Here is a 23630-nt window from a genome sequence, read left to right as displayed (position 1 = left end):
TCCACCATAACAGGTCGAAGTGATGTCTCCTATCCGGCAAATACTGCAGGGTTAACATGTGAACAGTCCTCTCGCCCGGACCCACGTCACGGTTTCCCTTCAGACGCTACGGCCCACCTTCACACGTTAACCCCCGGTTTTTCACGGGTCCCGGCGCCATCGGGAGGTATGTCCGACCAGATTTCCCCGCCGGAACCGACCACTGACGACTTCCTCGTCGTCGACGACGACCGATTCGCGCCCGAACGCGTCTGTCTGGTCACGGGCGCGGCGTCGGGCATCGGACGAGCGACCGCGCTCGTCATGGCCGACAACGGCCTGACAGTCGTCGGCACCGACGTGGACGAGGAGGGCCTCGACGAGACCGCCGAGACCGCCGCGGAACTCGGCGTCGAGGGGAGCGTCGAGACGGTCGTCGGCGACCTCCGCGAGGACGTGCCCGACATCGTCGAGGAGGCCGCCGAGTACGGCGACATCGCGTACCTCGCGAACATCGCGGGGATGCAGCACATCGACTCCATCGAGGACTTCCCGATGGCGGCCTACGACCGGATGCAGGAGGTGATGGTGCGCGCGCCGGTCGAACTCTCGAAGCACTGCCTCCCGCACATGCGCGAGACGGGATTCGGATGCGTCGCCAACATGGCGTCGGTCCACGGCCACTACGTCACCAGCGACAAGGTGGCGTACAACGTCGCGAAGTTCGGCCTGCGCGGGCTCACCCAGTCCATCGCCGCCGAGGGTGAGGGGGAGGTGCGGGCCTTCTCGGTCAGCACGGGCTACGTGAAGACGCCGCTCGTGACCGACCAGATTCCGGACACCGCCGAACAGCGGGGCATCTCCGTGCGGGAGGTCGTCGAGGACGTGATGCTCGGTCAGTCCCGGACTACCGAGATGATGACGCCAACCGAGGTCGCGAACCTCTTCGCGTTCGGCTTCTCGAAGCACGCCGACCACCTCAACGGCGGAGACCTGCGGTTCGACGACGGGATGACCCTGACCTACGAGTAGCCGCCACGTCCGGCCGCGCCGACGTGACCCGCCGCGACCGGCCGCGCCGATGCGCTCCGCATCGGCGCGGCTACTCCAGTTCGTCCAGCGCCTCGATGACGCGCTGGATCATCTTCTGCTGGCCCCGCCGGAGGTTCTTCGACACCGCGGGCTTCGAGACGTCGAACTCGTCGGCGAGGTGGCCCAGCGTGGCCCCGCGGGGGCTCTCGAAGTAGCCGTCCGACACCGCGGTTTCGAGGGTCTGCCGTTCGACCTCCGAGAGGTCCCGACACCCCTCGATGAGGGTCATCGCCGCGCCCGCGTTCTGGACGAAGTCCTGCATCTCGGGGAGTTCGGTGTTCTCGCGGTCGAGCACGTCGTACTCGTTGCCCCGCTCTAACTCCGACAGGGTGGTGTCTGCCTCCTCGATGCCGTCGAAGCCGACGTGCCAGACCTCGCTGCCGCCCTCGATGTGGAACGGTCCGGTGATGTACCCGCCGTTGTCGCGGATGGTCGCCATCGCCTCGGTCTCGGCGATGACGGTCCGGATGTGGGCGACGTTGTCCCGGCGCGTGAGCAGGCCGTAGTCGTGCATGTTCTCGTGCCCGCGCAGCATCGAGAGCCCCGAGGTGAGCGTCTCGCGGTCGTCGGCCTCCACGACCATCCGGGTCTCCAGCTGGTCGTTGACCCGGTCGAAGTCCCACTGGATGGCCGAGAACTCGACCCCGTGGTCGTCGGTGGTGGCGATGAAGGGACAGTCGTACTGCTCCATGTCCATCGTGATGTCTATCATCGCTCTGACCTTGCTATTGGACCCCATACGGGAGGCAGGATAAAAGGATTTCCTTCGGTTCCCGCGAATACTGCGGGTCGGGGTCGCGGTCCGGCTTTCCGTCAGCGTAACGGCTTTCCGGCGTCTCGCCCAACGTTCGGACGCTATGACTACGACGGAACACGACGACGAGGCGACACCGAACGGTATCCCCCGGCTCGGTCTCGGTACGTGGCAGAACACCGACCCCGACGAGTGCGCCGAGAGCGTCCGGACCGCCCTCGAAACCGGCTATCGGCACATCGACACCGCGCAGGCGTACGACAACGAGGAGCACGTCGGCGAGGGCATCGCCCGCAGCGACGTGGACCGCGAGGACGTGTTCCTCGCCACCAAAATCTGGCTCTCGAACCTCTCGGGCGACGACGTGCTCTCGACCGCCGAGGAGAGCCTCGACCGGCTGGGCGTCGACTACGTCGACCTGCTGTACGTCCACTGGCCCGCCCGGGAGTACGACCCCGAGGACACCCTCCCCGCGTTCGACGAACTCCGCGAGCGGGGGCTGGTCCGGAACGTGGGCGTCTCGAACTTCGAACCCGAACACCTCGACGAGGCCCGCGAGATACTCGATTCGCCCATCGTCGCCAATCAGGTCGAGTGCCACCCCCTGCTCCCGCAGGACGAACTGGTCGCGTACGGCCGCGACCACGACGTCGACCTCGTCGCGTACTCGCCGCTGGCCCGCGGCGCGGTGTTCGACGTGCCCGAGATTCGGGAGGTCGCCGAGAAGCACGACGCCAGCCCCGCGCAAGTGAGTCTGGCGTGGCTGTTCCAGCGCGACGGCGTCGCCGCGATTCCGAAGGCGACCGGTGGCGATCACATCCGAGACAACTACGGCGCGCTCGACGTGGAACTCGACGACGAGGACGTGGCGAAGATAGACGGTATCGACGAGCGCAATCGGGAGGTCGACCCCGACTTCGCGCCGTGGAGCTGAAAGCCCGCATACATCTTCTCTCGCGCGCTCGCGCCGTCGACCCCGAAACTTCATATCCGCCGTAACGTATGAAAAAGTGAAGATGCACGGCGGAACCAGCACCGGCTTCGTGGGGGCGATACAGTACGACCTCAAGCGACTGCACGAGAGTTGGATGGAACTGTTCTTCCCGCGCCAGCGCGGGGCCGAGAACACGGTCCTCGGCAAGTGGACGCCCTCGTCCACGACGGGCAAGGTGGCCTACCGGGCGTGGAGCGCGGTCGGCGCGCCCGTGGTCGGGGTCCTCTATCCGCTCGCACTGTTCGGGTTCGCGGCCCGGTACTACACCCGGAAGATAGACGGGACCGCGACCCGGCTCGGGGTGGTCGGGGTCGTTCTCCTCTCGCTTCTGGCGTGGGGCGGGCTGACCGCGCTCGCCCGGCTTCGGTTCTCGACCACGGGCTTCCTCGCGGTCGGGGCCGCGGGCGGGGTCGCCACCGTCTCGGCCGCGCTGGCGTACCTCTTCGGGACGCGGGGCGGGCGCGCCAGCACCGTCCTGTTCGCCTACCCGTTCGCGATGACTGCGGTATTCCTGCCGCCCGTTGTCGCGGCGTTCTACTCGCCCACCCTCTCGGAGGTCGTGTTCCCGAACAGCTACGCGCTCGCGGTCTGGATTCTCGACAACCTCCTCTACGTGGGGGACGTCAACACCATCATCCGCGACCGGTGGACCCTCGAAGGGTTCAACTACGTCGCGATGTGGTTCGCGCTCTCGGTCCCCGCGGGGTGGTTGCTGGGCCTGCTGGTCACGCTGGCCGACGTGGTCCGGCCCAAGCGCGAGTGAGTCGCGCGAGCGCGGCCCGCTCGTAGCGCAACTATTTTCGTCCTCTCGTCCTCAGACTCTCGTATGGAGTTCGACACGACGGTGACGGTCGGTGCACTGCTCGCGCTCGTCGCGCTCGGTACCGCCGCGCTCATCGGCATGGGCGCGATGGCGACCAGCACCGTGCTGATGATGGTGACCCCCTCGATGCTGGTGTTCGGTGCCATCGCGCTGTTCCTCGGCGTCAAGCACGGCGAGTACCGGGCGACGCGGACTCGATAGGCGTCGCTTCTCGAACCGACTGGTATAACCGAAAATCGCGGTCCGCCGCCTTCCACGCGCGGCCGCGGTGCTGTCGCGGTTGCGGTCGCGCACCAGTTATTCTACCGCGAGCGAAGCGAGCGGACCAAGCAACCCTCGACGGAGCGGGCGGTGCGCAGAGCGCACCGCCCTGCGACGGAGGGGGTGACGCCGTGTTTTTCATGAAAGTTTTGCCAGGGAGAGCGCGCCTACGGCGCGCTCGACCGCGGCAAAAGTTTCACATGTAGCCCAGATCGCGCAGGCGCTCCATCAGGTCCTCCTTGTCCTGGGCGCGGCCAGCGCGCTCGGTCGTGTCTTCGAGGTCCTGCAACCACGCGGGCTCCTCGTCGGACTTCTCGGTGCTGACCTCGCTCCCGAGCGACCGGAACCCGGCGAAGTACTTCGGGCTGACCGGGATGTCGTCCTGCGTGAGGCCGTTGGGCAGGTCGTCGTCGCTCTGGGGGACGTGGCCGTCGTCCGGGAACTCCTCGACGGTGTCCGGGACGACGTAGTGCCAGAAGGTGTCCCAGACCGCGCGCTCGTCGAAGTGGAGGATGGGCTGGACGCGGTCGTGGGGCGGGTAGATGTCGGGGTCGTGGCGCGGGCTGAAGAACGTCTCGTCGGCGCGGGCCTCCTGTTCGTCCCACCGGACGCCCGAGATGATGCCGTCGATGTCGAGGTCCTCGATGGCGTCGTTGAGCGCGACGGTCTTGAGCAGGTGGTTGCCCACGTAGGTGTCGAGCAGGAACGGGAAGGTCTCGTCCTCGTACTCCAGAATCTCGCGGACGTGGTGTTGGTTGTGGTCGCTGAGCTCCGAGATGTCGATGTCGTCGCCGGGCGTGAGGTCGTTCTCCTCGACGTACTCGCCCACGTCCTCGTTGCGGGCGTAGACCACGTCGAGGTCCCACTCGTCGGCCCACTTCTCGACGAAGTCGTGGATCTCGTCGAAGTGCTGGAAGTGGTCGATGAAGACCGCGGTCGGGTTCTCGTAGCCGTACTTCTCGGCGACCTCCTTGATGAAGTACAGCGTCAGGGTCGAGTCCTTCCCGCCGGTCCACATCACCGCGGGGTTCTCGTACTCTTCGAGACCCTGCCGGGTCACCTCGATTGCCTTCTCGATCTTGTGCTCCATCGAGGCGTAGTCGTCGGGGCTCTCGCCTTCGCCGTCGGTGTAGTCGACGTCGACGTAGTCAGGGAAGTCTTCGGGCATCGTTCGTAATTATATCTCATTACCTCCGTAAAGTGCCTTTCGGCTCTTCACGATTTCAGGCGGCCCAATCCTGCGCGCAGGTGGCGTTTACTGGGGATTCAGGCAGTCGGTGTTGAGGGTAGGTATCACGGGAGACCATCCCACGCGACTCGCCGAAGCGCGCTCTGCGATGGCGGTGCAGTCCCAGTGCGGTCGCTGTGCAACGTTGTGGCCGTGCGGTGCGGTGGCGAACTCGCGTACCCACCGCAAGCGAAGCGAGCGGGCCGAGGAACCCCCGACCGCGCGGGCGGGCCGAGTAACTCCCGACCGCGCGGGCGGTGCGCAGAGCGCACCGCCCTGCGATGGAGGGGGTGACGCTGGCTTTTCGGTCGAGCGTTTTATCGAGCGAGGAGGTCGCCGACGGCGACCTCCTCGCTCGCAACAGAACGGTCGCCTATATGAACTCGTTGTCCCGCCAGTTGACCCCGCTGTCGCCCGACGAGTTCGCGTTGGGACCCTCGACGACCTCGATGGACGCGGGTCGGTCCTCGCCGTCCACGATGCGCGTGGCCTGGAGTTCGCCGTCCTTCTCGGTGATGGCGGTCAGCGTCCCCTTCTCGGCCTCTCGCGCGAGGTCACACAGGACGAGGAACATCGGGTACTGGACCGCGGTGTTCTGGAGGACGGTCTCGCGGTCGCCCTTGAACGCCGCGACCTCGATGAGTTCGCCCAGCGGTTCCTCGTCTTCCTCCTCTTCGGGTTCCTCCCCCCATCGCGGCCCGTTGCGTCGTTCCTGTTCCTCTTCGGTGTAGACGCGGGTCTCCGAGATGCTCGCTTTCAGTTGCGCGGTCGGCGTGTACTTGCTGATGGTCTCGTCGTCGGCGACGGCACTGATGATGAGCGTGTTCTTGCGCCGGGTGATGTCGACGCTGGCGATCTCGGGCGGCAGGTCGGGGTCGTCTTCGAAGTAGTCGTATACGGTTTCCAGCGGCAGTTCGAGCGTCGAGTGAAGTCGATATACTTGCCCCGTCATTTGTAATCTACTGAAGGTTCCCGGCTGGCAACGCGGTACACGGTGATGTAGGCGGTCCGAACATATATGAGCTACTCTTTTGGTCCCGGTTACGGATACCGAAAAAACACTTCAGGCCGATAGCGTCTCACCGAGTTCGCCTCGCTCGTCGAGTTCGGCCAGCACGTCGCTCCCGCCCACGAACTCGCCGTCGACGAACGTCTGGGGGATGGTCTCCCACCCGCTGTGGGATTCGAGCGCCGCCCGGTACTCGGGGAGGGCCTCCAGCACGTCCACCGTCTCGTAGTCCTCGCGGTGTCGACCGATGAGTTCGAGCGCCTTCTGGGAGTACCCGCACTGGGGCATCAGCTCGTTGCCCTTCATGAACAGGACCACGTCGTTGTCCTCGATGGCGGCGTCCACGCGCTCGCGGACCTCCGCCTCGGTCAGGTCGCTCTCGGGTTGGAACGTCATACCGCACGATACACACCCCGCGCGCAAAGAAGTTCCGACGTTCCGCGCAGGAATCGCATCGGACTCGCGAGCTACTCCTCGTCGCCCACCCGCACGACGTTGATGAGCGAGTGGACCGGCACGCCCTCGACCGCCTCGACGCCCTGCTTGTCCACGAGGACACAGCAGGCGACCGGCTTGCCGCCCTCGTTGCGGATGGCCTTGACGGTCTCGGTCATGGTGGTCCCGCTGGTGATGGTGTCGTCGACCACGTAGCACTCCCGACCTCGAATCTGAGCGAAGTTGCGCGAGAAGGTGCCGCCGAGTTCCTCGATGTCACCCTCCTCCCACTGGTGTTTGGCTGGCGCGTAGGCACCGAGGTCGGTGTCGAGTTCGCGCGCGACCGAGGTCGCGAGGGGCACGCCCGCCTTCTCGATGCCGATGGTCAGGTCGACCTCCTCGCCCTGCTTTTCGAGGAGGTCGGCCATCGCGGCCCCGGCGTGGTAGAGGCGGGCGCTGTCGCGGCCCAGCGCCGACCAGTCGACGTGGATGTCGTGAGGGCCGCCGTCGCCCGACGGCTCGGGGTCGGGGGTCGCGGCGGCGTCGGTGCCGCTCCCGCTTCGCTCGACCAGCCAGCTCGCGGTCTCCCGGGAGACGTTGAGTTCGTCGGCTATCTCGCCCTTCGAGAGGCCCTGGTTCGCCAACTCGGCTGCGCTTTCGATGAGGTCGTCTACGTTCTTCATATCTGGGCAAATTGGACTGCGGTCTTTATTGTCGTTTCGTCGCCGTCAGCAAACGCCGCCTCGCAGTCGTCGAGTCCGTGGACGCCCGTCACGAGGTCGTCGAGGAACCACGCCGGGAGGTCGGCCAGCGTCTCGACCGCGGCCGCGAAGTGCGAGGTGTTGGAGTTGACGCTCCCGACGAGCGCCTTGTTCGTCATCACCAGCTCCTCGTGGAGGCGGCCGCCGTCGACCTCGAACCGCCACGGGTCGGGCACGCCGAGGAGGGCGGCGACCCCGCCGGGCGCGAGCGCCTCGATGGACTCGAAGGCGTGTCTGGCGTATCCGGTCGCCTCGTAGACGAGGTCCATCGGTTCGTGGGCCGCGGGGACCTCGGGCACGGGCGTCACGCGCGAATCGATATAGGTCGCGCCTAACTTCTCGATAACGTCGATGGTCGGGTCCGGTCGGTCGCGCCGACCCAGACAGTAGGTGCGGTCGTACCCTCGCGCGACGAGCATCGCGAGCGTGAGCAGGCCGAGGCTCCCGTTGCCGAGGACGAGGGCCGACTCGGGCGTCCAGTCGAACGCCGACCGCGAGGCCGCGGCGTGTTCGAGGGCCTTCTCGGTGATGCTGGCGGGTTCGACCAGAAAGCCCCACTCGGCGAGTTCCTCGGGCACATGGACGAGGTACTCGGCGGGACTCGTGAAGTACTCGGCCATGAAGCCGTGCGCGCCGTCGATGCCGCGCTCGACGCAGGCCTCCGGCGGGGCCATGTCGGGTTCGCCGCGCTCGAAGTACTCGTTCGGGCCGTCGGCGGGCGGTCGGCGCACGGTCGGTGCGACCACGTCGCCCGCCTCGAAGGCGGTCCCGTTCGCGTCGGCGACGACGCCGACGGCCTCGTGACCGAGGACGAGGTAGTCGTCGCCCTCGGGGTACCCGCCGTGGGACCCCTCGATGACCTCGTGGTCGGTGCCGTCGACGCCGACCCGGAGGGTCCGGACCAGTACCTCCCCCGCGTCCGGGTCCGGGCGGGGTAGCTCTTCGACCGCGGGCGAGGACGCGCCGCGACGGATGACGACTGCTTCCATGGTCGACCTTTCGGCCCGGGACACAAAAGATTTATTCTATATCGAGTAAACGCCGGTTCGTCGAATGGAAGACCGCGAGACCGCCGCGTCGCGGCGGTCTCGCGGTCTCCACCCTCGGTACGAGCAGTCGTCAGAGCCTGCTTCACCGGTCGACCGACTCACTCCCACAGCGCGTAGAGGTCGTCCCGGACGCCCTCTCGAACGACCTCGCCGTCGAGGTCGACTCCAGGGTCGTCGGTCTCGGTCACGACGCCTATCTCGCTCGCTTCGATTCCCGCGTCGCGGAGGTCGCCGAGCGCGTCGTCGATTTCTCCCCCCGGGACCGCGGCGAGGAGCGCCCCGGACCCGAAGATGCGCAGCGGGTCGACGCCCATCGCCTCGCAGGCCGCGGCGGTCTCCTCGCGGACGGGGACCGACGACCGCTCCACGTCGATTCGGACCCCGGAGGCGACCGCCAGCTCCACGAGGCCGTTGAGGACGCCGCCCTCCGTGGGGTCGTGCATCGCGGTGGCGCGCTCGCGGAGGACGGCCGACTCGGGGACGACGCTGATATCGCCGAAGAAGCCCTCGGCGCGTTCGAGCGCGGCGGCCGGGAGGTCGAGGTCCTCGCGGAAGTCGGTCGCCAGAATCGCGGTCCCCTCGACGCCCGCGCCCTTGGTCAGCAGGACGCGGTCGCCGGGGTCGGCACCGGCGGTGGGGACGTACTCGTCGGCGACCCCGAGCGCGGTCATCGACACCATCGGGCGCTCCAGTGCGGGGGCGTACTCGGAGTGGCCGCCGACGATGGCGACCCCCAGCGAGTCGGCCTCGGCGTCTATCTGGCCCGTCAGCACGTCGAGCGTCTCGGGGTCGTCGTTCGGCAGGAAGACGACGTTCGTCAGCCACCGGGGGTCGCCGCCGCAGGCCGCGACGTCGTTGCACGCGACGTGGACCGCGAGGGTGCCGAGTCGCTCACGCGCCAGCGAGAGGGGGTCGGAACTGGCGATCAGGATGCGGTCGCCGAACCGGATCGCCGCGGCGTCCTCCCCGTACTTCGGTCCCATCAGCACGTCCTCGTCGGGCGCGCCGGTCCGCGAGAGGACGAAGTTCGCCAGATCGTCGGAGTCGAGTTTGCCGACCATGGTAGCCCGTGGACGGTCCAGCACCTAAGTTTCCGCGGAGCGGGCGTCACGGTCTTTTGGGTCCGGTCCGTAGGGCCGGTATGAAACTCTACGAGTCGCTCAAGTCGAAACTGGACGTGATTCGGCCGACGTGGCAATGTCACGACTGCGGGAAGACGTATCGGTTCAACCGCCGGACGTGCGGGAACTGCGACTGCACCGTGTTCGACCGCGTTCGGTGACTCGGATATAGTCGTTCCTCCTGCTCTCGTTCGGTAGACTAATCCACCCGGCGCGTGCTGGCGCGGCCCGTGGTTTGGGCCGCGCCAAGCGCGCGAGGGATGAGTATCGCAGGGCGCGAACGAAGTGAGCGCCCGAGAAACGCAGTCGGTTGGGGAGGAATGTGGCCTGCGGTGGCGGTGCGGTCTCATAGGTACCGGGAGTAGCTAGCTTCTGCCCGAATTGTCACGCAACGAAAATCAACGAACTAGAACCGCCAGCTCCGCCACCTCGAACCGGACCAGAATCACCTAGAACCACCCCGACCTTTATCCCCGAAAGCGACCCACTCCCGGCATGGAGCGCTACGACCAACTCTATCGCCTCTACGAGGAGTTCGACGCCGCGACCCTCCGCGCCTACCAGGACTTCGTGGACGTGTTCCCGCCGGTGGACTCGCGGGTCGCGCTCGAACACTGGCAGGACGCCAGCGACGAACTCGCCGCGCGCAAGGACGAGGTCCGGTCGGCGTTCTCCGAGACCGGCGAGACGTTCTGCGAGCTCGCCGCGCGCGCGACCCGGGACCAGGCGTTCGCCGCGCTCGACCTCCACGCCAAGTACGGCCGGGGGGTGAACGTCCTCGTCCTCGACGTGGACGAGACCCTGCGCTCGGCGGGCGGGACCGACAACGAGATTCCCCGCGAGACGCTCCACCTGCTGACCGAGTTCCACGAGGAGGGGACGCCCATCGTGGTCTGCACCGGCCAGACGCTGGAGAACGTCAAGGGCTTTCTCATCCAGGGGCTCGGCAACGAACTCGTCCACTCGGGCGACGTGAGCGTGGTCTACGAGGCCGGGACCGGCGTGTTCACGCCCGGCCACGGCGCAGACACCAAGCGACTGCTCTACGAGGACCTCGGCGAGGACATCCGGGCGGTCTTCGACGCGGTCCGCTCGCGGATTCTCTCGGACGCGCCCGACGAACTCCGGCGGGGGTGTCACCTTCAGGGAAACGAGTTCAACGTCACGCTCAAGCCCAACTTCGAGACCGGGAGCGACCGGGCCCGCGAGGTCATCGACCGCGCGCTGGTCTACGAACTCGGCCTGCTCGGCGACGCGGTGGCCGAGCGCGTCGGGGCGGGAGACGCGGAGGGAGCCGACGCCGAGGACGCGAGCGCCGACCCCGGCGACTGGGCCAGCGCCTACTACGCCGATCAGGACCCCGAAATCCGCGGCGTCCTCGAACGCGAGGGCGAGACCGTCGACCTCGCGCCCGACGACGTGCCCGAGGGGATTCGGGAGGCGTTCGAGCGCATCGACGTCGCCTACTACGAGGCCGACGCCGCCGAAATCGGGAGCCTCGAACTCAACAAGGTCGTCGGCGTCGAGGCCGCCTTCGAGGTGCTGGGCATCGACGACCCGTTCGCGGCGGTGCTGGGCGACAGCAAGAGCGACCTCCGGGTGATGGAGTGGGTCGCAGACGAGGACGCCGGAATCGCGGCCGCGCCCGAACACGCCTCCCGGGACGTGCTGGACCACGTCATCCGGACCGACGAACTCGTCTTCGACCGCGGAAAGGCCGGGGACGTGTTGCGGACCATCTACGCGCTGAATCGGCTGGCGACGCTCGATTGAGCGTCTCGCTCCCGGTCTCCCATCTCGGCGAGTAATCGGTCCGGTCCGTAGCTACCGGCCGGGCCGAGGAGTTCCGCACGGCGACCCACCGCGGGCCTCACGCCTCCCCAGCCTCGTCGACCGCGCTTCGTCGACCGCACCGACCGCGAAGCCCGGCCGACTCCCTCGCGCGGTCGGCGCGGCCTCCGCGAGGCCGCGCCGGAAGACAAACCGCGTCTTCCGAGCAATCGCGCCGTCGGCGCGATGACGCCAGCGCGCGCCGGAAACGAACGGAACGGCCGTCGTCCGAGGCCTGGGGAGCCCGAGCGCGAGCGCCGCGAGCGCGAGTCCGAACGCGGGAGAAGCGCGAGTCCGAACGCGGGCAGAAACGAGAAACACCGAGAAAGAGGTCCGGAAACGCGGTCTCAGACGTTCAGCCGGAATCGCACCGTGTCGCCGTTCTCCAGCGGGCTCGCGGTCGAGAGCGTCTCGGTCGAGTCGACCGACTCGCGAACGACGACGGTGTCCGAGCGCAGGCGCTCGCCGTCGAGCACGCCCGCGCGGACCTGCGGGCCGTACGAGTCGGCGAGTTCCTCGACCACGTCGCCGAGCGTCGCGTCCTCCTCGACCGCCACGCGGGCCTCGCGGGTGCCGGTGCGGGCGACCAGCGTTCCCGTCAGCTTGACTGTCACGTTCATACTGCCCTCTCTAGCGTCCTGCAACAAAAGGTTTACTCAATATCGAAAAAGTACTCGGAAGACGCAACCACTTAGGAGGCGGCCACCGACCCGACGGGTATGGGAAACGCACCAGCACCCGGCTCGGGCGACCCCCTCGACATCCACGGGGTCGTCCCGCCGACCATAACGGCGTTCGACGAGGACGAATCGGTCGACTACGAGGCGACCGCGGCCCACGCGCGGTTCGTCGTGGACCGCGGGGCACACGGGGTCTTCCCGCTGGGCACCAACGGCGAGTTCCCGTTGCTCGCGCCCGAGGAGCGCGACGACGTGGTCGAGGCGGTCGTCGAGACGGTCGGCGACGACGCGCCGGTCATCGCGGGCGTCGGCGCGCCCAGCACCCGCCAGACCGTCGCCCACGCCGAGCGCGCCGAGATGGTCGGTGCCGACGGCGTGGTCGTCGTGACGCCGTACTACTACCCGCTGGACCACGAGGGCGCGCTCGACCACTACCGCCGGGTCGCGGCGGCGGTCGACCTCCCGGTGTACGTCTACCACATCCCGAGCAAGACCGGCAACTCGCTGTCGCTCGACACGCTGGATTCGCTCGCCGACATCGACAACCTCGTCGGTCTCAAGGATTCGAGCAAGGACGTGCCGTGGCTCGGGCAGGCCATCGACGCCCACCCCGAACTGACCTTCCTCGCGGGGTCGGACTCCCTGCTGGTCCCCGGCCTCGACCTCGGCTGTGCGGGGATGGTCAGCGCGGTCGCCAACGCCTTCCCCGAACTGGTCGTCGACCTCTACGAGGCCTACGACGACGGCGACGAGGAGCGCGCCCGGCGACTCCAGAGCGACGTCTACGAGGTCCGGGACGCCCTCAAGCGCGGGCCCTACATGGCCGGGGTCAAGACCGCTCTCGACCTCCGGGAGGTCGGATTCGACCCCGGACCGCTCCGGAGCCCGCTCCGGAAGATGGACGACGACGACCGGGCGGCTCTTCGGGCCGACCTGTCGGAACTCGACCTGCTGTGAGGTAATTCCCGACGCATAACCGGTTCAAACGATTCGAAACTGTCGGAACATTTATTGCCATGGGAGACATTAACTAGCAATGAAGGGGTGGACGACGGTGTCGACCCCGCGCTGGTCGGCCACACAAAGAGCCATGACCCCACTCACATACCGCGTCACCAAGCGCACGATTCTGGGGAGTCAGTTTCTGACCATCGGCGTACTGAGCGCGCTATCGTCCGAAAGCGCCGCGTTCGCTCTCCTGATGGCTTCGGTGGGTGTGTACCTCCTCGCGGCGACCGACGGGTGCGTTCCGGCGCTCCGACACCCTCTAAACTTTTACTCCCGCCGGAGTAATTCCTGAACATGGTACGGAACTACGCCGAGCTCCACGACCCGAACGCCGAGTACACGATGCGAGACCTCTCCTCGGAGTCGATGGGGCTCGACCGCGAGCGCGGTCCGGGACCGCGGGACCTCGAAATCACCGACGTCCAGACCACGATGGTCGACGGCAACTTCCCGTGGACGCTCGTCCGGGTGTACACCGACGCCGGAGTCGTCGGCACCGGCGAGGCCTACTGGGGCGCGGGCGTCCCCGAACTCGTCCAGCGGATGAAACCCTTCCTCGTGGGCGAGAACCCCCTCGACATCGACAGGCTCTACGAGCACCTCGTCCAGAAGATGTCGGGCGAAGGCTCCGTCGAGGGCGTCACCGTCACCGCCATCTCGGGCATCGAAATCGCGCTCCACGACCTCGCGGGCAAGGTGCTGGACGTGCCCGCCTACCAACTCCTCGGCGGGAAGTACCGCGACGAGGTCCGGGTGTACTGCGACTGTCACACCGCCGACGAGGCCGACCCCGAGGCCTGCGCAGACGAGGCCGAGCGCGTGGTCGAGGAACTGGGCTACGACGCGCTCAAGTTCGACCTCGACGTGCCCTCCGGTCACGAGAAGGACCGCGCGAACCGCCACCTCCGGCCGGGCGAGGTCCGTCACAAGACCGACATCGTCGAGGCCGTCACCGAGCGCGTCAAGGACCGCGCCGACGTCGCCTTCGACTGCCACTGGACCTTCTCGGGCGGGAGCGCGAAGCGACTCGCCAGCGCGCTGGAGGACTACGACGTCTGGTGGCTCGAAGACCCCGTCCCGCCGGAGAACCTCGACGTGCAGGAGGAGGTCACGAAGTCCACGCTCACCCCCATCACGGTCGGCGAGAACCGCTATCGAGTCACCGAACTCCGTCGGCTCATCGAGAACCAGGCGGTCGACATCGTCGCGCCCGACATGCCCAAGGTCGGCGGGATGCGCGAGACCCGGAAGATAGCCGACGTGGCGAACCAGTACTACGTTCCGGTCGCCATGCACAACGTCTCCTCGCCCGTGGCGACGATGGCCTCCGCCCACGTCGGCACCGCCATCCCGAACTCGCTGGCGGTCGAGTACCACAGCTACCAGCTCGGCTGGTGGGAAGACCTCGTCGAGGAGGACGTCATCGAGGACGGCTACATCGAGATTCCCGAGGAGCCGGGGCTGGGCGTGACGCTCGATATGGACGTGGTCGAAGACAAGATGGTGGCGGGCGAGGAACTGTTCGACGAGGCGTAGCTTCAACGGGCGACGCCTCCTCCGGTCCCGGCGTTCCTTCCGTCGTGGCTAACGGGTAGCGCTGTCCCTCGCGAGGCGGTCACACCACCGTTTCGCTCGCCGCCCCGCGGTAGCCCGTCAGGTCATAGAACGGATTGGTCGCGTTCTCGTACTTGAAGGTGCGGACCGCGAGGGGAAAGAAATTGACTACTGTGCGACCTTCTCGCCGAACTTCTCTCGGACCTTCTTGACCTTGGGTTCGGCCTGTATCGAGCAGTACTGGTCGTTGGGGTTCTTCTCGTAGTAGTCCTGATGATATTCCTCGGCCTCGTAGAACGCTTCGAGGGGCTCGATCTCGGTGACGATGTCGCCCTCGTCGTACGCGCCCTCGGCCTCCAGTTCCGCGACGAACCGCTCGACCGTCTCTTTCTGGTCGTCGTCGTGGTAGAACACCGCCGACCGGTACTGAGTGCCCACGTCGGGTCCCTGACGATTGAGTTGGGTCGGGTCGTGGACCGTGAAGAACACCTGCAGGAGGTCCTCGTAGCTCAGCTTCGCGGGGTCGTACTCGACCTGCACGACCTCCGCGTGGCCCGTCTCGCCGGTGCAGACCGCCTCGTAGGTCGGGTCCTCGACGTGGCCGCCCGCGTAGCCCGAGGTGACCTCGACCACGCCGTCGAGTTCCTTGAACGCCGCTTCGGTACACCAGAAGCACCCGCCAGCGAGGGTGGCGCGTTCGGTTTCGGTCATGATTGGGTGTAGGAACCGAGGACGGTTATGTTTGCGGGAAGCGGCCGGACCGACACCCCCGCCGTCGACGCGAGCGGTCATACCACGTCGAGGACTACGACCGAGAGATACAGTTGCCCCAGCCCGGCGAGTATCATCACGACGGCGGCCGCCTGCTCCAGTCGTCCGGCGTGTCGCCCGAGGCCGCGCCAGACGTAGACGCCCGCATTCGCCAGTAGCGTGACCCCGACCAGCGGTGCGGAGACCGCACCTGCGTACACCCCGAGCACGGCGGCCCCGCGACCGGGCGGGAACGCGAGCGCCTGGGTCACGACGCCGAGAAACAGCGGTGCGACGCATCCGGCGGCCGCGACGGCGTACACCGCGCCGAACGCGCCGAAGCCGAGTAGCGACTCCGGACGCTCGGGGAGCGCCACCCGCACGTCGGGGGCCCGTCCGGTCAGAACGAGGACGCCGAAGGCGACCAGTCCGACGCCGACGAGCGGTTCGAACAGCGGCAGTATCGACGTGACGGTTCGGCCCAGCGCGAACACGAGACCCGCGACTGCCCCGAGCGCGACCAGTGCACCGGTGGCGGCCGCGGCCGCGGCCGTGACGCCGGTGGTCCGGTCGGCTCCCGTGACGTAGTACCCCACGTACCCGGGGAGGAGCGGAAACGCACACGGCGCGAAGAACGTCGCCACGCCCGTACTGGCCGCGAACGCGAGCGCGCCGACGAACCCCGAGGCGGTCATGTCCCTCCGAGAGCCCGGTCGATCTCCCGTTCGAGCCTCGCCGCATCGGTGACGTTGCCGTCCTTCCAGCGGACCTCGCCGTCGGCCTCGACGACCGCGAGGAACGGCAGTTCGGACGCGCCGAGCGCGGCCATCAGGTCGCTGTCTTGGTCGAGGCCGACGGTCCACGCGCCGTCGTGTCGTCGCCACCACTCGCGGACGTCGTCCCGCGAGAGCGACCCGCCGATGCGCTCGTTGGTGACCGAGATCATCGCCACGTCCTCGCCGTATCGCTGGTGAACGGTGGCGAGTTCGTCCATCTGTCTCTTGCAGGGGGCACACCACGTCGCGAAGAGGTCCACGACGGTCACCGTGTCCGCCGCGGGGACCCGGACCTCCCCCGCCGCCGAACCGGGCGCGTCGAGCGCCTCGACCTGCATCGGGAGCCCGTCGTCGTCGAAGTCGTTCCGGAGCGTCCACGCGCTCGCGCCGGTCAGGCCGATCCCACCGGCCGCGAGCAGTAAGCGGCGGCGGTTCATTCGCGTACAGTTTCGAGGTCCGAGATTATCTCGGTCTCGTCTGGCGATTCGGTCCGGTATGCCCGCTCGACGTATCCGTCGGCATTCACGAGGAACGTCAGGGACGCGTGATTGAACATGTACATGTCCATGTCTTCGGGTTCGGTCCGTTCGAACATCACGCCGAACTGTTCCTCGACGACTTGCTCGGCCTCAGCTTCGGAGTCGGGTCGGAGGAAGTGCCAGTTGTCGGCGTCGGCGTCGACGTTCATCTCGTCGGCGTACGCCCGGAGTCTCTCCTCGTCGTCGCGCTCGGGGTCGAACGTCACCGGGAGGAAGACCACCTCGTCGGCGTATCCCTCGTTCAGCGCGTGGGTGTGCACGTCCCGTACCGTCGAGATGAGAACCGGGCACACCGAATTGCAGTGGCTGTAGAAGAAGGTCAACACGCTCGGGTCGTCGGCGTCCCGAACGTGAAACGTCTCCCCCGTCAGCGGGTCGGCCAGTGAGACGTCGGGGACCTGTTCGCCCCACGCGGGGTACGGCAGGTCTTCGCTGTCGAACTCCCGGTCGGGTTCGTCGAGCGTGACGTTCGGGTTCGAGTCGAGGAGGCCCGCACAGCCAGCGACGCTCCCCGCGAACCCGACAGCAGTCGCGGTCCGTAGATACTCACGGCGGTCCATACGCTCGCTTGGGACCCGCCCATGAAAGGTAGTCTGGTGCAATTCTCGAAAGACTGCCTAGCGTTCGCTCGGCGTTCGCCGTCACCGATCTCGGCGGGTGCCAAGACGAGGTCGCCGGGACCGCCCGGTCAACAGATCGGCCGCGGGTCCAACCCCATCCCCTCCAGCGTCTCGGCGTAGTCGTCGTAGGCCACCCGTACCGTCTCCTCGGCGGTTTTCCTTGCGCGCTCCCAGTCGTCTTCCCCGTCGCAAGTCTCCTCCAGCAACTCCGCGCCCGCCGAGATTCCGTCCTGTGTCTCGGCTCGCAACTCCCGGAAGCAGTCGGCCCGGCGCTCGTCGGCGTCGTTGACGAAGAAATTGACGACCTGTAACTGGGTGCGTTCGCTCGCGAGCGACCGGCCGACGAGGCCCGCCGCGCGCTCGACGGTCGAATCGAGCCCGCGGAGGTACTCGTGCATCGGGTCGGGGCCCTCGGGGCCGAAGTCCTCGGCTTCGTCGCCCAGTTCGGCGACCACGCGCTCGTAGTGGTCGGTCTCTTGGCGGGCGAGCCCGGCGAACGCCTCGCTGGCGTCGGCGTTCGCCTCGGTCTCGGCCCACTCGGCGAACGTCTCGCGAGCGACGCGCTCGCTCCGGGCGGCCGCCCGGAGGACCGACTCGGCGTCGAGGTCGGCATCGGTGAGCGCCACGAGCGACTGCTGGGAGCCGAGTCTGTCGAGTTCGGTCGCCTTCGCCTCCTCTACCTCGGTTACGAAACTGTCGGCGTCCATGGCTTCAGGTAGGTCGTTGAGGCGCTTGAAAGTTCGCGGAGGGAGGACGTTCGAAGGGGAGAACGTCCACCGGAGTCATTTCGTCCTCGAAATCCCCGCCCCTAGCGGTCTGTCGGGAATGCGCGACGCTTCTGCCACACCGTTTTCCCCTCGCGGAACGTACTCCCGGCCATGACCGACGAGAACGCCGATGCCCCTTCGGTGTCGCCCGAGGACCTCCACGAGCGACTCGCACGCGGCGAGCGCGTGCGCCTGCTCGACGTGCGAAACCGCGAGGAGTTCGAGGCGTGGCGCATCGAGGGCGCAGAGGCGACGCAGGTCCCGTACGCCGAGTTCGCGGCCGCGAAGGCGCGCGGAGACCTCGGCGAACTGGCGGCCGACCTCGACCTCTCGGGACCGGTCGTCGCGGTCTGCCCCCGCGGCGAGGTCAGCGCCACCGTGGCCGAGTCGTTGCGCGAGGAGGGCGTCGACGCGCGAAATCTCGCTGGCGGAATGGGCGGCTGGGCGCGGGTCTACGTCGCCAGCGAACTCGCGGTCGCGCCCTCGGGCGCGACCGCGACCGTCGTCCAGTACGACCGACCCGCGAGCGGGTGTCTGTCGTACCTCGTGGTCTCGGAGGGGCAGGCCGCCGTCGTCGACCCCCTGCGGGCGTTCGCCGACCGGTACGTCGCCGACGCCGAGTCCCGGGGTGCCGACCTCGCGTACGCCGTCGACACCCACGTCCACGCCGACCACTTCTCGGGCGTCCGGCGACTCGCTGCGGAGACCGACGCGCAGGCGGTCGTGCCCGAGGGCGCGCGCGACCGAGGGCTCGACTTCGACGCCCGCCTGCTCGGAGACGGCGACGACCTCGAAGTCGGGTCGGTGACCCTGACCGCGCTCCACGCGCCGGGCCACACCACTGAACTCACCGCGCTCGTCCTTGGAGAGGTGCTGTTCTCTGGTGACGCGCTGTTCCTCGACGGCTACGGCAGACCGGACCTCGAACGCGGCGAGGGCGGCGCGGCCGCCCTCGCCGAGACCCTCTACGACACCCTCGGCGACCGCCTGCTCGCGCTCCCCGACGTGACGCTGGTCGCGCCCGGACACCGCGAACCCGCCGCGACGCCGCGCGAGGACGGGACCTTCGTCGCGCCCCTCGGGACCGTCCGCGAGCGCATCTCCCTGCCCGACGACCGCGGGGCGTTCGTCTCGCGGGTGCTCGACTCGCTCCCGCCCCGGCCCGCCAACTACGAGGAGATAATTCCGGCGAACCTCGGGACGGAAGAGGTCGACGACGACGAGGCGTTCGAACTCGAACTCGGGCCGAACAACTGCGCGGTGGCGGCCGACGACTGAGCCGACCGCACCGTCACTTCTCGGTGGTGTACTGAATTGTACTGGACTGTACTGGCAGTACTGAATTGTACTAGAATATACTGATAGTACTGAATTATACTGGACTGTACTGGCGTGGTTGTCGTTCGTGACGAGTACGAACTGCTGATCGGTAGCGGCCTTCGGCCTGCTGGCTCCCGGGCCCTCCGCGACCACAACCCCTTCGTCGCCGCGGCCCGTACCGCTCCCATGGAACTCGACCCCGACGAGGTGCCCTCGCTGTACCGGACCCTCGCGGGCGCGGTCGTCCCCCGACCCATCGCGTGGGTCAGCACGACCGGCCCCGACGGCGTGGACAACCTCGCGCCCTACAGCTTCTTCAACGTCGTGGCGGTCGACCCGCCGGTCGTGATGTTCGCGCCGGTGAACGACGACCAATCGCCCGAGGGCCTCAAGGACACGCCCCGGAACGTCGCCGAGACCGGGGAGTTCGTGGTCAACGTCGTGACCGAATCGCTCGCGGAGCCGATGAACGAGACGAGCGCGACCCTGCCCGCGGGCGAGAGCGAGTTCGACCGCGCCGACCTCGAACGCGCCGAGTCCCGGACCGTCGCGCCGCCCCGCGTCGCCGGGACGCCGGTCGCCTTCGAGTGCTCGCTGTACGAGATGCTACCGGTCGGCGGGTCGACGATGGTGCTGGGCGAGGTCGAGTGGGTCCACGTCGACGACGCGGTCACGACCGCCGGAAAGCTCGACACCCGGAAGCTCGACGCCGTCGGTCGGCTCTCGGGGAGCAGCTACGCGACCACCGCCGAGCGATTCGCCATGGAGCGCCCCCCGTGACCATGTCCGAGCGCAACGTCATCGAGCGCGGCGACGGTCCGATCAGCGCGGGGCGAATCGCCGACGACTGCTCGCAACTCGGCGTCGAACCCGGCGACACCCTGCTGGTCCACTCGTCGCTGTCGGCGCTCGGGTGGGTCGCGGGCGGCGCGGCCGCGGTCGTCGACGCCCTGATGGAGACCGTCACCGACGCCGGGACGCTGGTGATGCCGACCCACACGGGCCACTACTCCGATCCCGACCGGTGGGAGGACCCGCCGGTACCCGACGACTGGACCGCCGACGTTCGCGCGACGATTCCGCCGTTCCGTCCCGAGGTCACCCCCACCCGCGGGATGGGCGCGATTCCCGAGTGCTTCCGGACCTACCCCGGCGTGGTGCGGAGTCGCCACCCCACCACCTCCTTCGCGGCGTGGGGCGCGGACGCCGGGTTCGTGGTCGGCGACCACGCCTACGACGACGGCCTCGGCGAGAGGTCGCCGCTCGCGCGGGTGTACGACCTCGACGGGTCGGTCCTCCTGCTGGGGGTCGGTCACGATACCAACACCTCGTTGCACCTCGCGGAACACCGGGCCGACTTCGAGAAGACGGTCGTGACGCAGGGCGCGCCCGTTCTCGCGAGCGACAGGCGCGAGGAGGGGCGGGAAGAGGGTCGCGAGGAAGAGCGGAGAGAGGGACGCGACGAGGAGCGGGGAGAGGGGGACGCCAGAACGGACCGCGACCGGCGCGCCACCGGCGCGCCGGTCGCGCCCGACGAGCGCGAGTGGATATCGTTCGAGGAACTCGACTACGACGACGGCGACTTCGAGCGGGCGGGCGCGGCGTTCGAGCGCGACCGGCCCGACGCGACCGCGCGCGGTCGCGTCGGGAACGCCGAGGCGGTCGTGCTGTCCCAGCGCGCGCTGGTCGACTACGCGGTCGGGTGGTTCGGCGAGAATCGGGCGTAGCTCAGTCGTCGTCGGCGGCCGCGGGTTCGTTCATCTCGGCGGCCTCCTCCTCGATGCTCGGCGGGTACTTCCCGCGGTCGAGCACGAGGTCGCTCTGGGGCCGGGCCATGCAGGTCAGGGCGTACTCCTCGGCCTCCTCGTCGGTGAGGCCGCGGGCGGCTGGCTGGGTGACCTCGCCGTCGAGTATCTCGGCCGAACAGGCCAGACACATCCCGACGCGACAGGAGTACTCCTGTGCGATTCCCTCCTCGATGCACTTGCTCAGGATGGTCTCGGTGTCCGAGACCTCGATGGTCTCGCCCGTCCCGGCGAACTCGACGGTGTACTCGGTCATACCCCGAGGTACGAAAGTCCGTCACTTTACTCTTTATCACGGGAGTCCCCGCGGTGTCTCGCTCGAACGCTCCCGCCCGGTCGCTATGAGTCGTCTCGAACGACACCGCTTCTTCCTCGAAAGCCCCCGCCCGCTCGCGGTCGCTCCGCGGGATATTCTCGCGCTCTCCGCACCGTCGGACCTGCGGTTCGACGAGCCCTCACTCGCTTCGCTCGCGAGGACACAGCCCGCGCGAGAATAGTTGCCCGCGGAGACGACTAAACTGTACGCGACCGGGCGGCCCCTTTCAGTCCCGCCCGCGGTGGATTGGTCGGTCTGCCGATTCCCGTGGATTGGTCGGTCGGCCGATTCTCGTGGCCTGTGTCACCGAGCGCGTCGTTCCCTCGCCCGCTATCCGTCGCTTCGAGGGCGACGAATCCTCGAATCGCGTATAAAGAGTTTTGCCCTCTCCGTCTCGTAGCCGAACGCATGGCTACACACGAGTGCGACATCGTCGTCGTCGGCGCGGGGACGGCGGGCTGTTACGCCGCCGCCACCGCCAGCCGCGCGGGCTACGACGTGGTCGTGGTCGAGCGAAAGGACGAGGAGGAAGCGGGCCACATCGCCTGCGGCGACGCTCTGAAGGGCGCGGACGCTTTCCCCGAGGCCATCCCGAAGTCCCAGCTGGAGCCGTCGTTCACCAACACGGGCGTCGACCACGGCCGGTTCGAGATTCCCCAAGAGGACACCGTCCTCGAAATCCCGGTGCCGGGCGAACTCGCGGTCATCGACCGCTGGGAGTACGGTCGCCGCATCATCGAGGGCGCGGAGAGCGCGGGCGTGGAGTTCCACTACGACACCGTGGTCAAGGACGTGACCCAGCGCGAGGACGGACGGGTCACGGGCGTCCGGGGCAAGCGCAACGGGAGCGTCCAGCGGTACAACGCCGACGTGGTCGTCGACGCCGCGGGGTCGCTCTCCATCCTGCAGGACAAGGCCGACCTCGGCGACGCGACCTTCGACACCAACGTGACCTACTCGCAGTTCTGCTCGGCCTACCGCGAGATCGTCGAGGTCGAGGAACCGGTGCCGTGGGACGACGCGCTCGTGTTCAAGCCGACCGAGCGCGCGGCGGGCTACCTCTGGTACTTCCCGCGGACCGAGACGGAGATCAACGCCGGACTCGGATTCCAGATGAACGAGGAGCCGATGCAGCTCGTCGACGACCTCAGGCGCGACCTCCGCAACCGCCCCGAATTCCGGGGAGCCACCGTCGAGGACAAGCTCGGCGCGGCCCTCCCCACCCGACGCCCCTACGACTCGGCGGTCGCGCCCGGCTTCGTCGCGGTCGGCGACGCCGCGGGCCACGTCAACCCCACCACGGGCGGGGGCATCGCCGGAGCGGCCTACGCGGGCAAGTACGCCGCCGAGGCCGCCGTCGACGCCATCGAGGACGGCGAGGTCACCGAGGCGAACCTCTGGGAGTACAACGAGCGCGTGATGGACCACTTCGGCGCGCGCTACGCCGGACTCGACGTGTACAACATCTTCTCGACCGCGGTCGACGTGGACGACCTGATGGGCCTGCTCGGCGCGCTCCCCGCGAACAAGCTCGCGGAGGCGCTCTACTCGGGCAGCGCCAACGTCGGGTGGTGGCTCAAGGTCCAGACCGCCATCAAGTCCATCGGTCACTGGGACCTCATCTACGACCTCTACAAGACGAAGTCGCACGCCGACGACCTCATCGACCACTACGGGGCGTACCCCGACTCCCCCGACCGCCTCCCGGCGTGGCAGGCCCGCCGGGACGCCATCATGGACGACATCTACGCGACCACCGGGGCCGACCCGAAGTACTGAAAACCACGCGTCCACCGTTTCTCCGTCGAGTGCGGGCAGAGCGGACCGCGGAGCGGTCCGCTCTGCTTGCCCACCCTCCTCGGAAAAATCCGTACGTGGTTCTCGGGCGGCTTACTCGACTCGCTCGCGCAGGGTCTCGACCTGATTCTCCAGTCGGTCCAGCGCCACGTCGGCGTTCATGTACCCCTTGTCGTACTCGCTGTACACCTTCTCGGCCTCCTGCAGGAACTGCTCGACTGCGTCTTCAGCGTCGGTCATGGTTCGCCGTACGCGCGTCGGGGAGAAAGGTCTAATGAAGTTGTGCTCGTCCGGCGTTCTACTGCGTCACTCGCATCTTTCGCCTTCCACCGAGGACCAGGGAGAGCGCGCCGACGGCGCGC

Annotated in this window: 27 protein-coding genes; 12 read left to right on the top strand and 15 right to left on the bottom strand. The window is 67.9% G+C overall.

Features of this window, described 5'->3' with window-relative positions:
- Nucleotides 1–168: 168 nt before the first annotated feature.
- On the top strand, nt 169–1011 hold the full coding sequence (locus NGM10_RS04525) for an SDR family oxidoreductase (RefSeq protein ID WP_253482266.1): 843 nt from the start codon (nt 169–171) through the stop codon (nt 1009–1011).
- A gap of 70 nt (nt 1012–1081) precedes the next feature.
- Here the strand turns inward: NGM10_RS04525 and NGM10_RS04520 are convergent, their stop codons facing one another.
- Entirely contained in the window at nt 1082–1783 is a 702-nt protein-coding gene (locus NGM10_RS04520; RefSeq protein WP_253483759.1) for a helix-turn-helix domain-containing protein, read from the bottom strand.
- A 145-nt stretch (nt 1784–1928) separates the two neighbouring features.
- Here NGM10_RS04520 and NGM10_RS04515 point away from each other — a divergent pair, with 145 nt between their 5' ends.
- From NGM10_RS04515 to NGM10_RS04505, 3 genes are all read left to right on the top strand, one after another.
- Nucleotides 1929–2759, top strand: coding sequence for an aldo/keto reductase (locus tag NGM10_RS04515; RefSeq protein WP_253482263.1), 831 nt, complete (start codon nt 1929–1931; stop codon nt 2757–2759).
- A gap of 82 nt (nt 2760–2841) precedes the next feature.
- Complete coding sequence (locus NGM10_RS04510; RefSeq protein WP_253482260.1) at nt 2842–3582, top strand: hypothetical protein; 741 nt, start codon at nt 2842–2844, stop codon at nt 3580–3582.
- A gap of 63 nt (nt 3583–3645) precedes the next feature.
- Entirely contained in the window at nt 3646–3843 is a 198-nt protein-coding gene (locus NGM10_RS04505) for a DUF7333 family protein (protein ID WP_253482258.1), read from the top strand.
- A gap of 256 nt (nt 3844–4099) precedes the next feature.
- Here NGM10_RS04505 and NGM10_RS04500 read toward each other — a convergent pair whose 3' ends face one another.
- The 6 genes from NGM10_RS04500 to NGM10_RS04475 all read right to left on the bottom strand — a co-directional run bounded on the left by NGM10_RS04500 (nt 4100) and on the right by NGM10_RS04475 (nt 9446).
- Nucleotides 4100–5071, bottom strand: a complete 972-nt coding sequence (locus NGM10_RS04500; RefSeq protein WP_253482256.1) for a phosphoadenosine phosphosulfate reductase family protein — start codon at nt 5069–5071, stop codon at nt 4100–4102.
- 433 nt (nt 5072–5504) lie between these two features.
- Nucleotides 5505–6083 (bottom strand): DUF7110 family protein, encoded by a 579-nt coding sequence (locus tag NGM10_RS04495; protein ID WP_253482253.1) that lies wholly within the window; start codon nt 6081–6083, stop codon nt 5505–5507.
- A 111-nt stretch (nt 6084–6194) separates the two neighbouring features.
- Nucleotides 6195–6536: a glutaredoxin family protein gene (locus tag NGM10_RS04490; protein ID WP_253482251.1), complete on the bottom strand. Its 342-nt coding sequence runs from the start codon at nt 6534–6536 to the stop codon at nt 6195–6197.
- Nucleotides 6537–6607: 71 nt separating this feature from the next.
- Nucleotides 6608–7258 carry a transcriptional regulator GfcR gene (gfcR, locus tag NGM10_RS04485; protein ID WP_253482249.1) on the bottom strand — a complete coding sequence of 217 codons (651 nt, stop codon included), beginning with the start codon at nt 7256–7258 and terminating at the stop codon, nt 6608–6610.
- Complete coding sequence (locus tag NGM10_RS04480) at nt 7255–8325, bottom strand: glucose 1-dehydrogenase (protein WP_253482247.1); 1071 nt, start codon at nt 8323–8325, stop codon at nt 7255–7257. Before NGM10_RS04480 ends, gfcR begins: the two co-directional genes overlap by 4 nt.
- 158 nt (nt 8326–8483) lie before the next feature.
- Nucleotides 8484–9446, bottom strand: a complete 963-nt coding sequence (locus NGM10_RS04475; RefSeq protein WP_253482246.1) for an AIR synthase family protein — start codon at nt 9444–9446, stop codon at nt 8484–8486.
- A gap of 80 nt (nt 9447–9526) precedes the next feature.
- Here NGM10_RS04475 and NGM10_RS04470 point away from each other — a divergent pair, with 80 nt between their 5' ends.
- Both NGM10_RS04470 and NGM10_RS04465 read left to right on the top strand, forming a co-directional pair.
- The gene (locus NGM10_RS04470) at nt 9527–9667 is read left to right on the top strand and encodes a hypothetical protein (RefSeq protein ID WP_253482244.1); all 141 of its coding nucleotides are present in this window, start codon (nt 9527–9529) and stop codon (nt 9665–9667) included.
- Between the two features lie 334 nt (nt 9668–10001).
- Nucleotides 10002–11279 (top strand): HAD family hydrolase, encoded by a 1278-nt coding sequence (locus NGM10_RS04465; RefSeq protein WP_253482242.1) that lies wholly within the window; start codon nt 10002–10004, stop codon nt 11277–11279.
- A gap of 404 nt (nt 11280–11683) precedes the next feature.
- Here the strand turns inward: NGM10_RS04465 and NGM10_RS04460 are convergent, their stop codons facing one another.
- Nucleotides 11684–11956 carry a ubiquitin family protein gene (locus tag NGM10_RS04460; RefSeq protein WP_253482239.1) on the bottom strand — a complete coding sequence of 91 codons (273 nt, stop codon included), beginning with the start codon at nt 11954–11956 and terminating at the stop codon, nt 11684–11686.
- A gap of 99 nt (nt 11957–12055) precedes the next feature.
- On the opposite strand from NGM10_RS04460, the gene NGM10_RS04455 reads away from it, so the two are divergent.
- Nucleotides 12056–12973 carry a dihydrodipicolinate synthase family protein gene (locus NGM10_RS04455; RefSeq protein WP_253482237.1) on the top strand — a complete coding sequence of 306 codons (918 nt, stop codon included), beginning with the start codon at nt 12056–12058 and terminating at the stop codon, nt 12971–12973.
- 345 nt (nt 12974–13318) lie between these two features.
- Nucleotides 13319–14560, top strand: a complete 1242-nt coding sequence (locus NGM10_RS04450) for a mandelate racemase/muconate lactonizing enzyme family protein (protein ID WP_253482235.1) — start codon at nt 13319–13321, stop codon at nt 14558–14560.
- A gap of 186 nt (nt 14561–14746) precedes the next feature.
- Here the strand turns inward: NGM10_RS04450 and msrA are convergent, their stop codons facing one another.
- The 5 genes from msrA to NGM10_RS04425 all read right to left on the bottom strand — a co-directional run bounded on the left by msrA (nt 14747) and on the right by NGM10_RS04425 (nt 17970).
- Nucleotides 14747–15289: a peptide-methionine (S)-S-oxide reductase MsrA gene (msrA, locus tag NGM10_RS04445; protein ID WP_253482233.1), complete on the bottom strand. Its 543-nt coding sequence runs from the start codon at nt 15287–15289 to the stop codon at nt 14747–14749.
- A 77-nt stretch (nt 15290–15366) separates the two neighbouring features.
- A complete protein-coding gene (locus NGM10_RS04440; protein WP_253482232.1) occupies nt 15367–16023 on the bottom strand; it encodes a cytochrome c biogenesis protein CcdA in 657 nt (218 codons plus the stop codon).
- Nucleotides 16020–16541 carry a TlpA family protein disulfide reductase gene (locus tag NGM10_RS04435; protein ID WP_253482231.1) on the bottom strand — a complete coding sequence of 174 codons (522 nt, stop codon included), beginning with the start codon at nt 16539–16541 and terminating at the stop codon, nt 16020–16022. Before NGM10_RS04435 ends, NGM10_RS04440 begins: the two co-directional genes overlap by 4 nt.
- Complete coding sequence (locus NGM10_RS04430) at nt 16538–17203, bottom strand: SCO family protein (RefSeq protein WP_253482230.1); 666 nt, start codon at nt 17201–17203, stop codon at nt 16538–16540. The genes NGM10_RS04435 and NGM10_RS04430 overlap by 4 nt, the downstream gene beginning before the upstream one ends.
- A 128-nt stretch (nt 17204–17331) precedes the next feature.
- Nucleotides 17332–17970 (bottom strand): rubrerythrin family protein, encoded by a 639-nt coding sequence (locus NGM10_RS04425; protein WP_253482228.1) that lies wholly within the window; start codon nt 17968–17970, stop codon nt 17332–17334.
- 171 nt (nt 17971–18141) lie between these two features.
- Between NGM10_RS04425 and NGM10_RS04420 the strand changes: the two genes are divergently transcribed.
- The 3 genes from NGM10_RS04420 (at nt 18142) to NGM10_RS04410 (ending at nt 21077) form a co-directional block, all read left to right on the top strand.
- The gene (locus NGM10_RS04420; protein ID WP_253482227.1) at nt 18142–19308 is read left to right on the top strand and encodes an MBL fold metallo-hydrolase; all 1167 of its coding nucleotides are present in this window, start codon (nt 18142–18144) and stop codon (nt 19306–19308) included.
- Between the two features lie 228 nt (nt 19309–19536).
- On the top strand, nt 19537–20130 hold the full coding sequence (locus tag NGM10_RS04415) for a flavin reductase family protein (protein WP_253483756.1): 594 nt from the start codon (nt 19537–19539) through the stop codon (nt 20128–20130).
- Nucleotides 20131–20132: 2 nt separating this feature from the next.
- Nucleotides 20133–21077, top strand: coding sequence for an AAC(3) family N-acetyltransferase (locus NGM10_RS04410; protein ID WP_253482225.1), 945 nt, complete (start codon nt 20133–20135; stop codon nt 21075–21077).
- Between the two features lies 1 nt (nt 21078).
- Here the strand turns inward: NGM10_RS04410 and NGM10_RS04405 are convergent, their stop codons facing one another.
- Nucleotides 21079–21411, bottom strand: a complete 333-nt coding sequence (locus NGM10_RS04405) for a 2Fe-2S iron-sulfur cluster-binding protein (RefSeq protein ID WP_253482223.1) — start codon at nt 21409–21411, stop codon at nt 21079–21081.
- Between the two features lie 468 nt (nt 21412–21879).
- Between NGM10_RS04405 and NGM10_RS04400 the strand changes: the two genes are divergently transcribed.
- Nucleotides 21880–23250 (top strand): geranylgeranyl reductase family protein, encoded by a 1371-nt coding sequence (locus tag NGM10_RS04400; RefSeq protein WP_253482222.1) that lies wholly within the window; start codon nt 21880–21882, stop codon nt 23248–23250.
- Nucleotides 23251–23361: 111 nt separating this feature from the next.
- On the opposite strand, the gene NGM10_RS04395 is transcribed toward NGM10_RS04400, so the two are convergent.
- Complete coding sequence (locus NGM10_RS04395; RefSeq protein WP_253482220.1) at nt 23362–23508, bottom strand: hypothetical protein; 147 nt, start codon at nt 23506–23508, stop codon at nt 23362–23364.
- Nucleotides 23509–23630 lie beyond the last annotated feature (122 nt).

It is taken from the genome of Halorussus salilacus (assembly GCF_024138125.1).
GTDB lineage: Archaea > Halobacteriota > Halobacteria > Halobacteriales > Haladaptataceae > Halorussus > Halorussus salilacus.
This window is presented reverse-complemented; position numbering and strand designations above follow the sequence as displayed.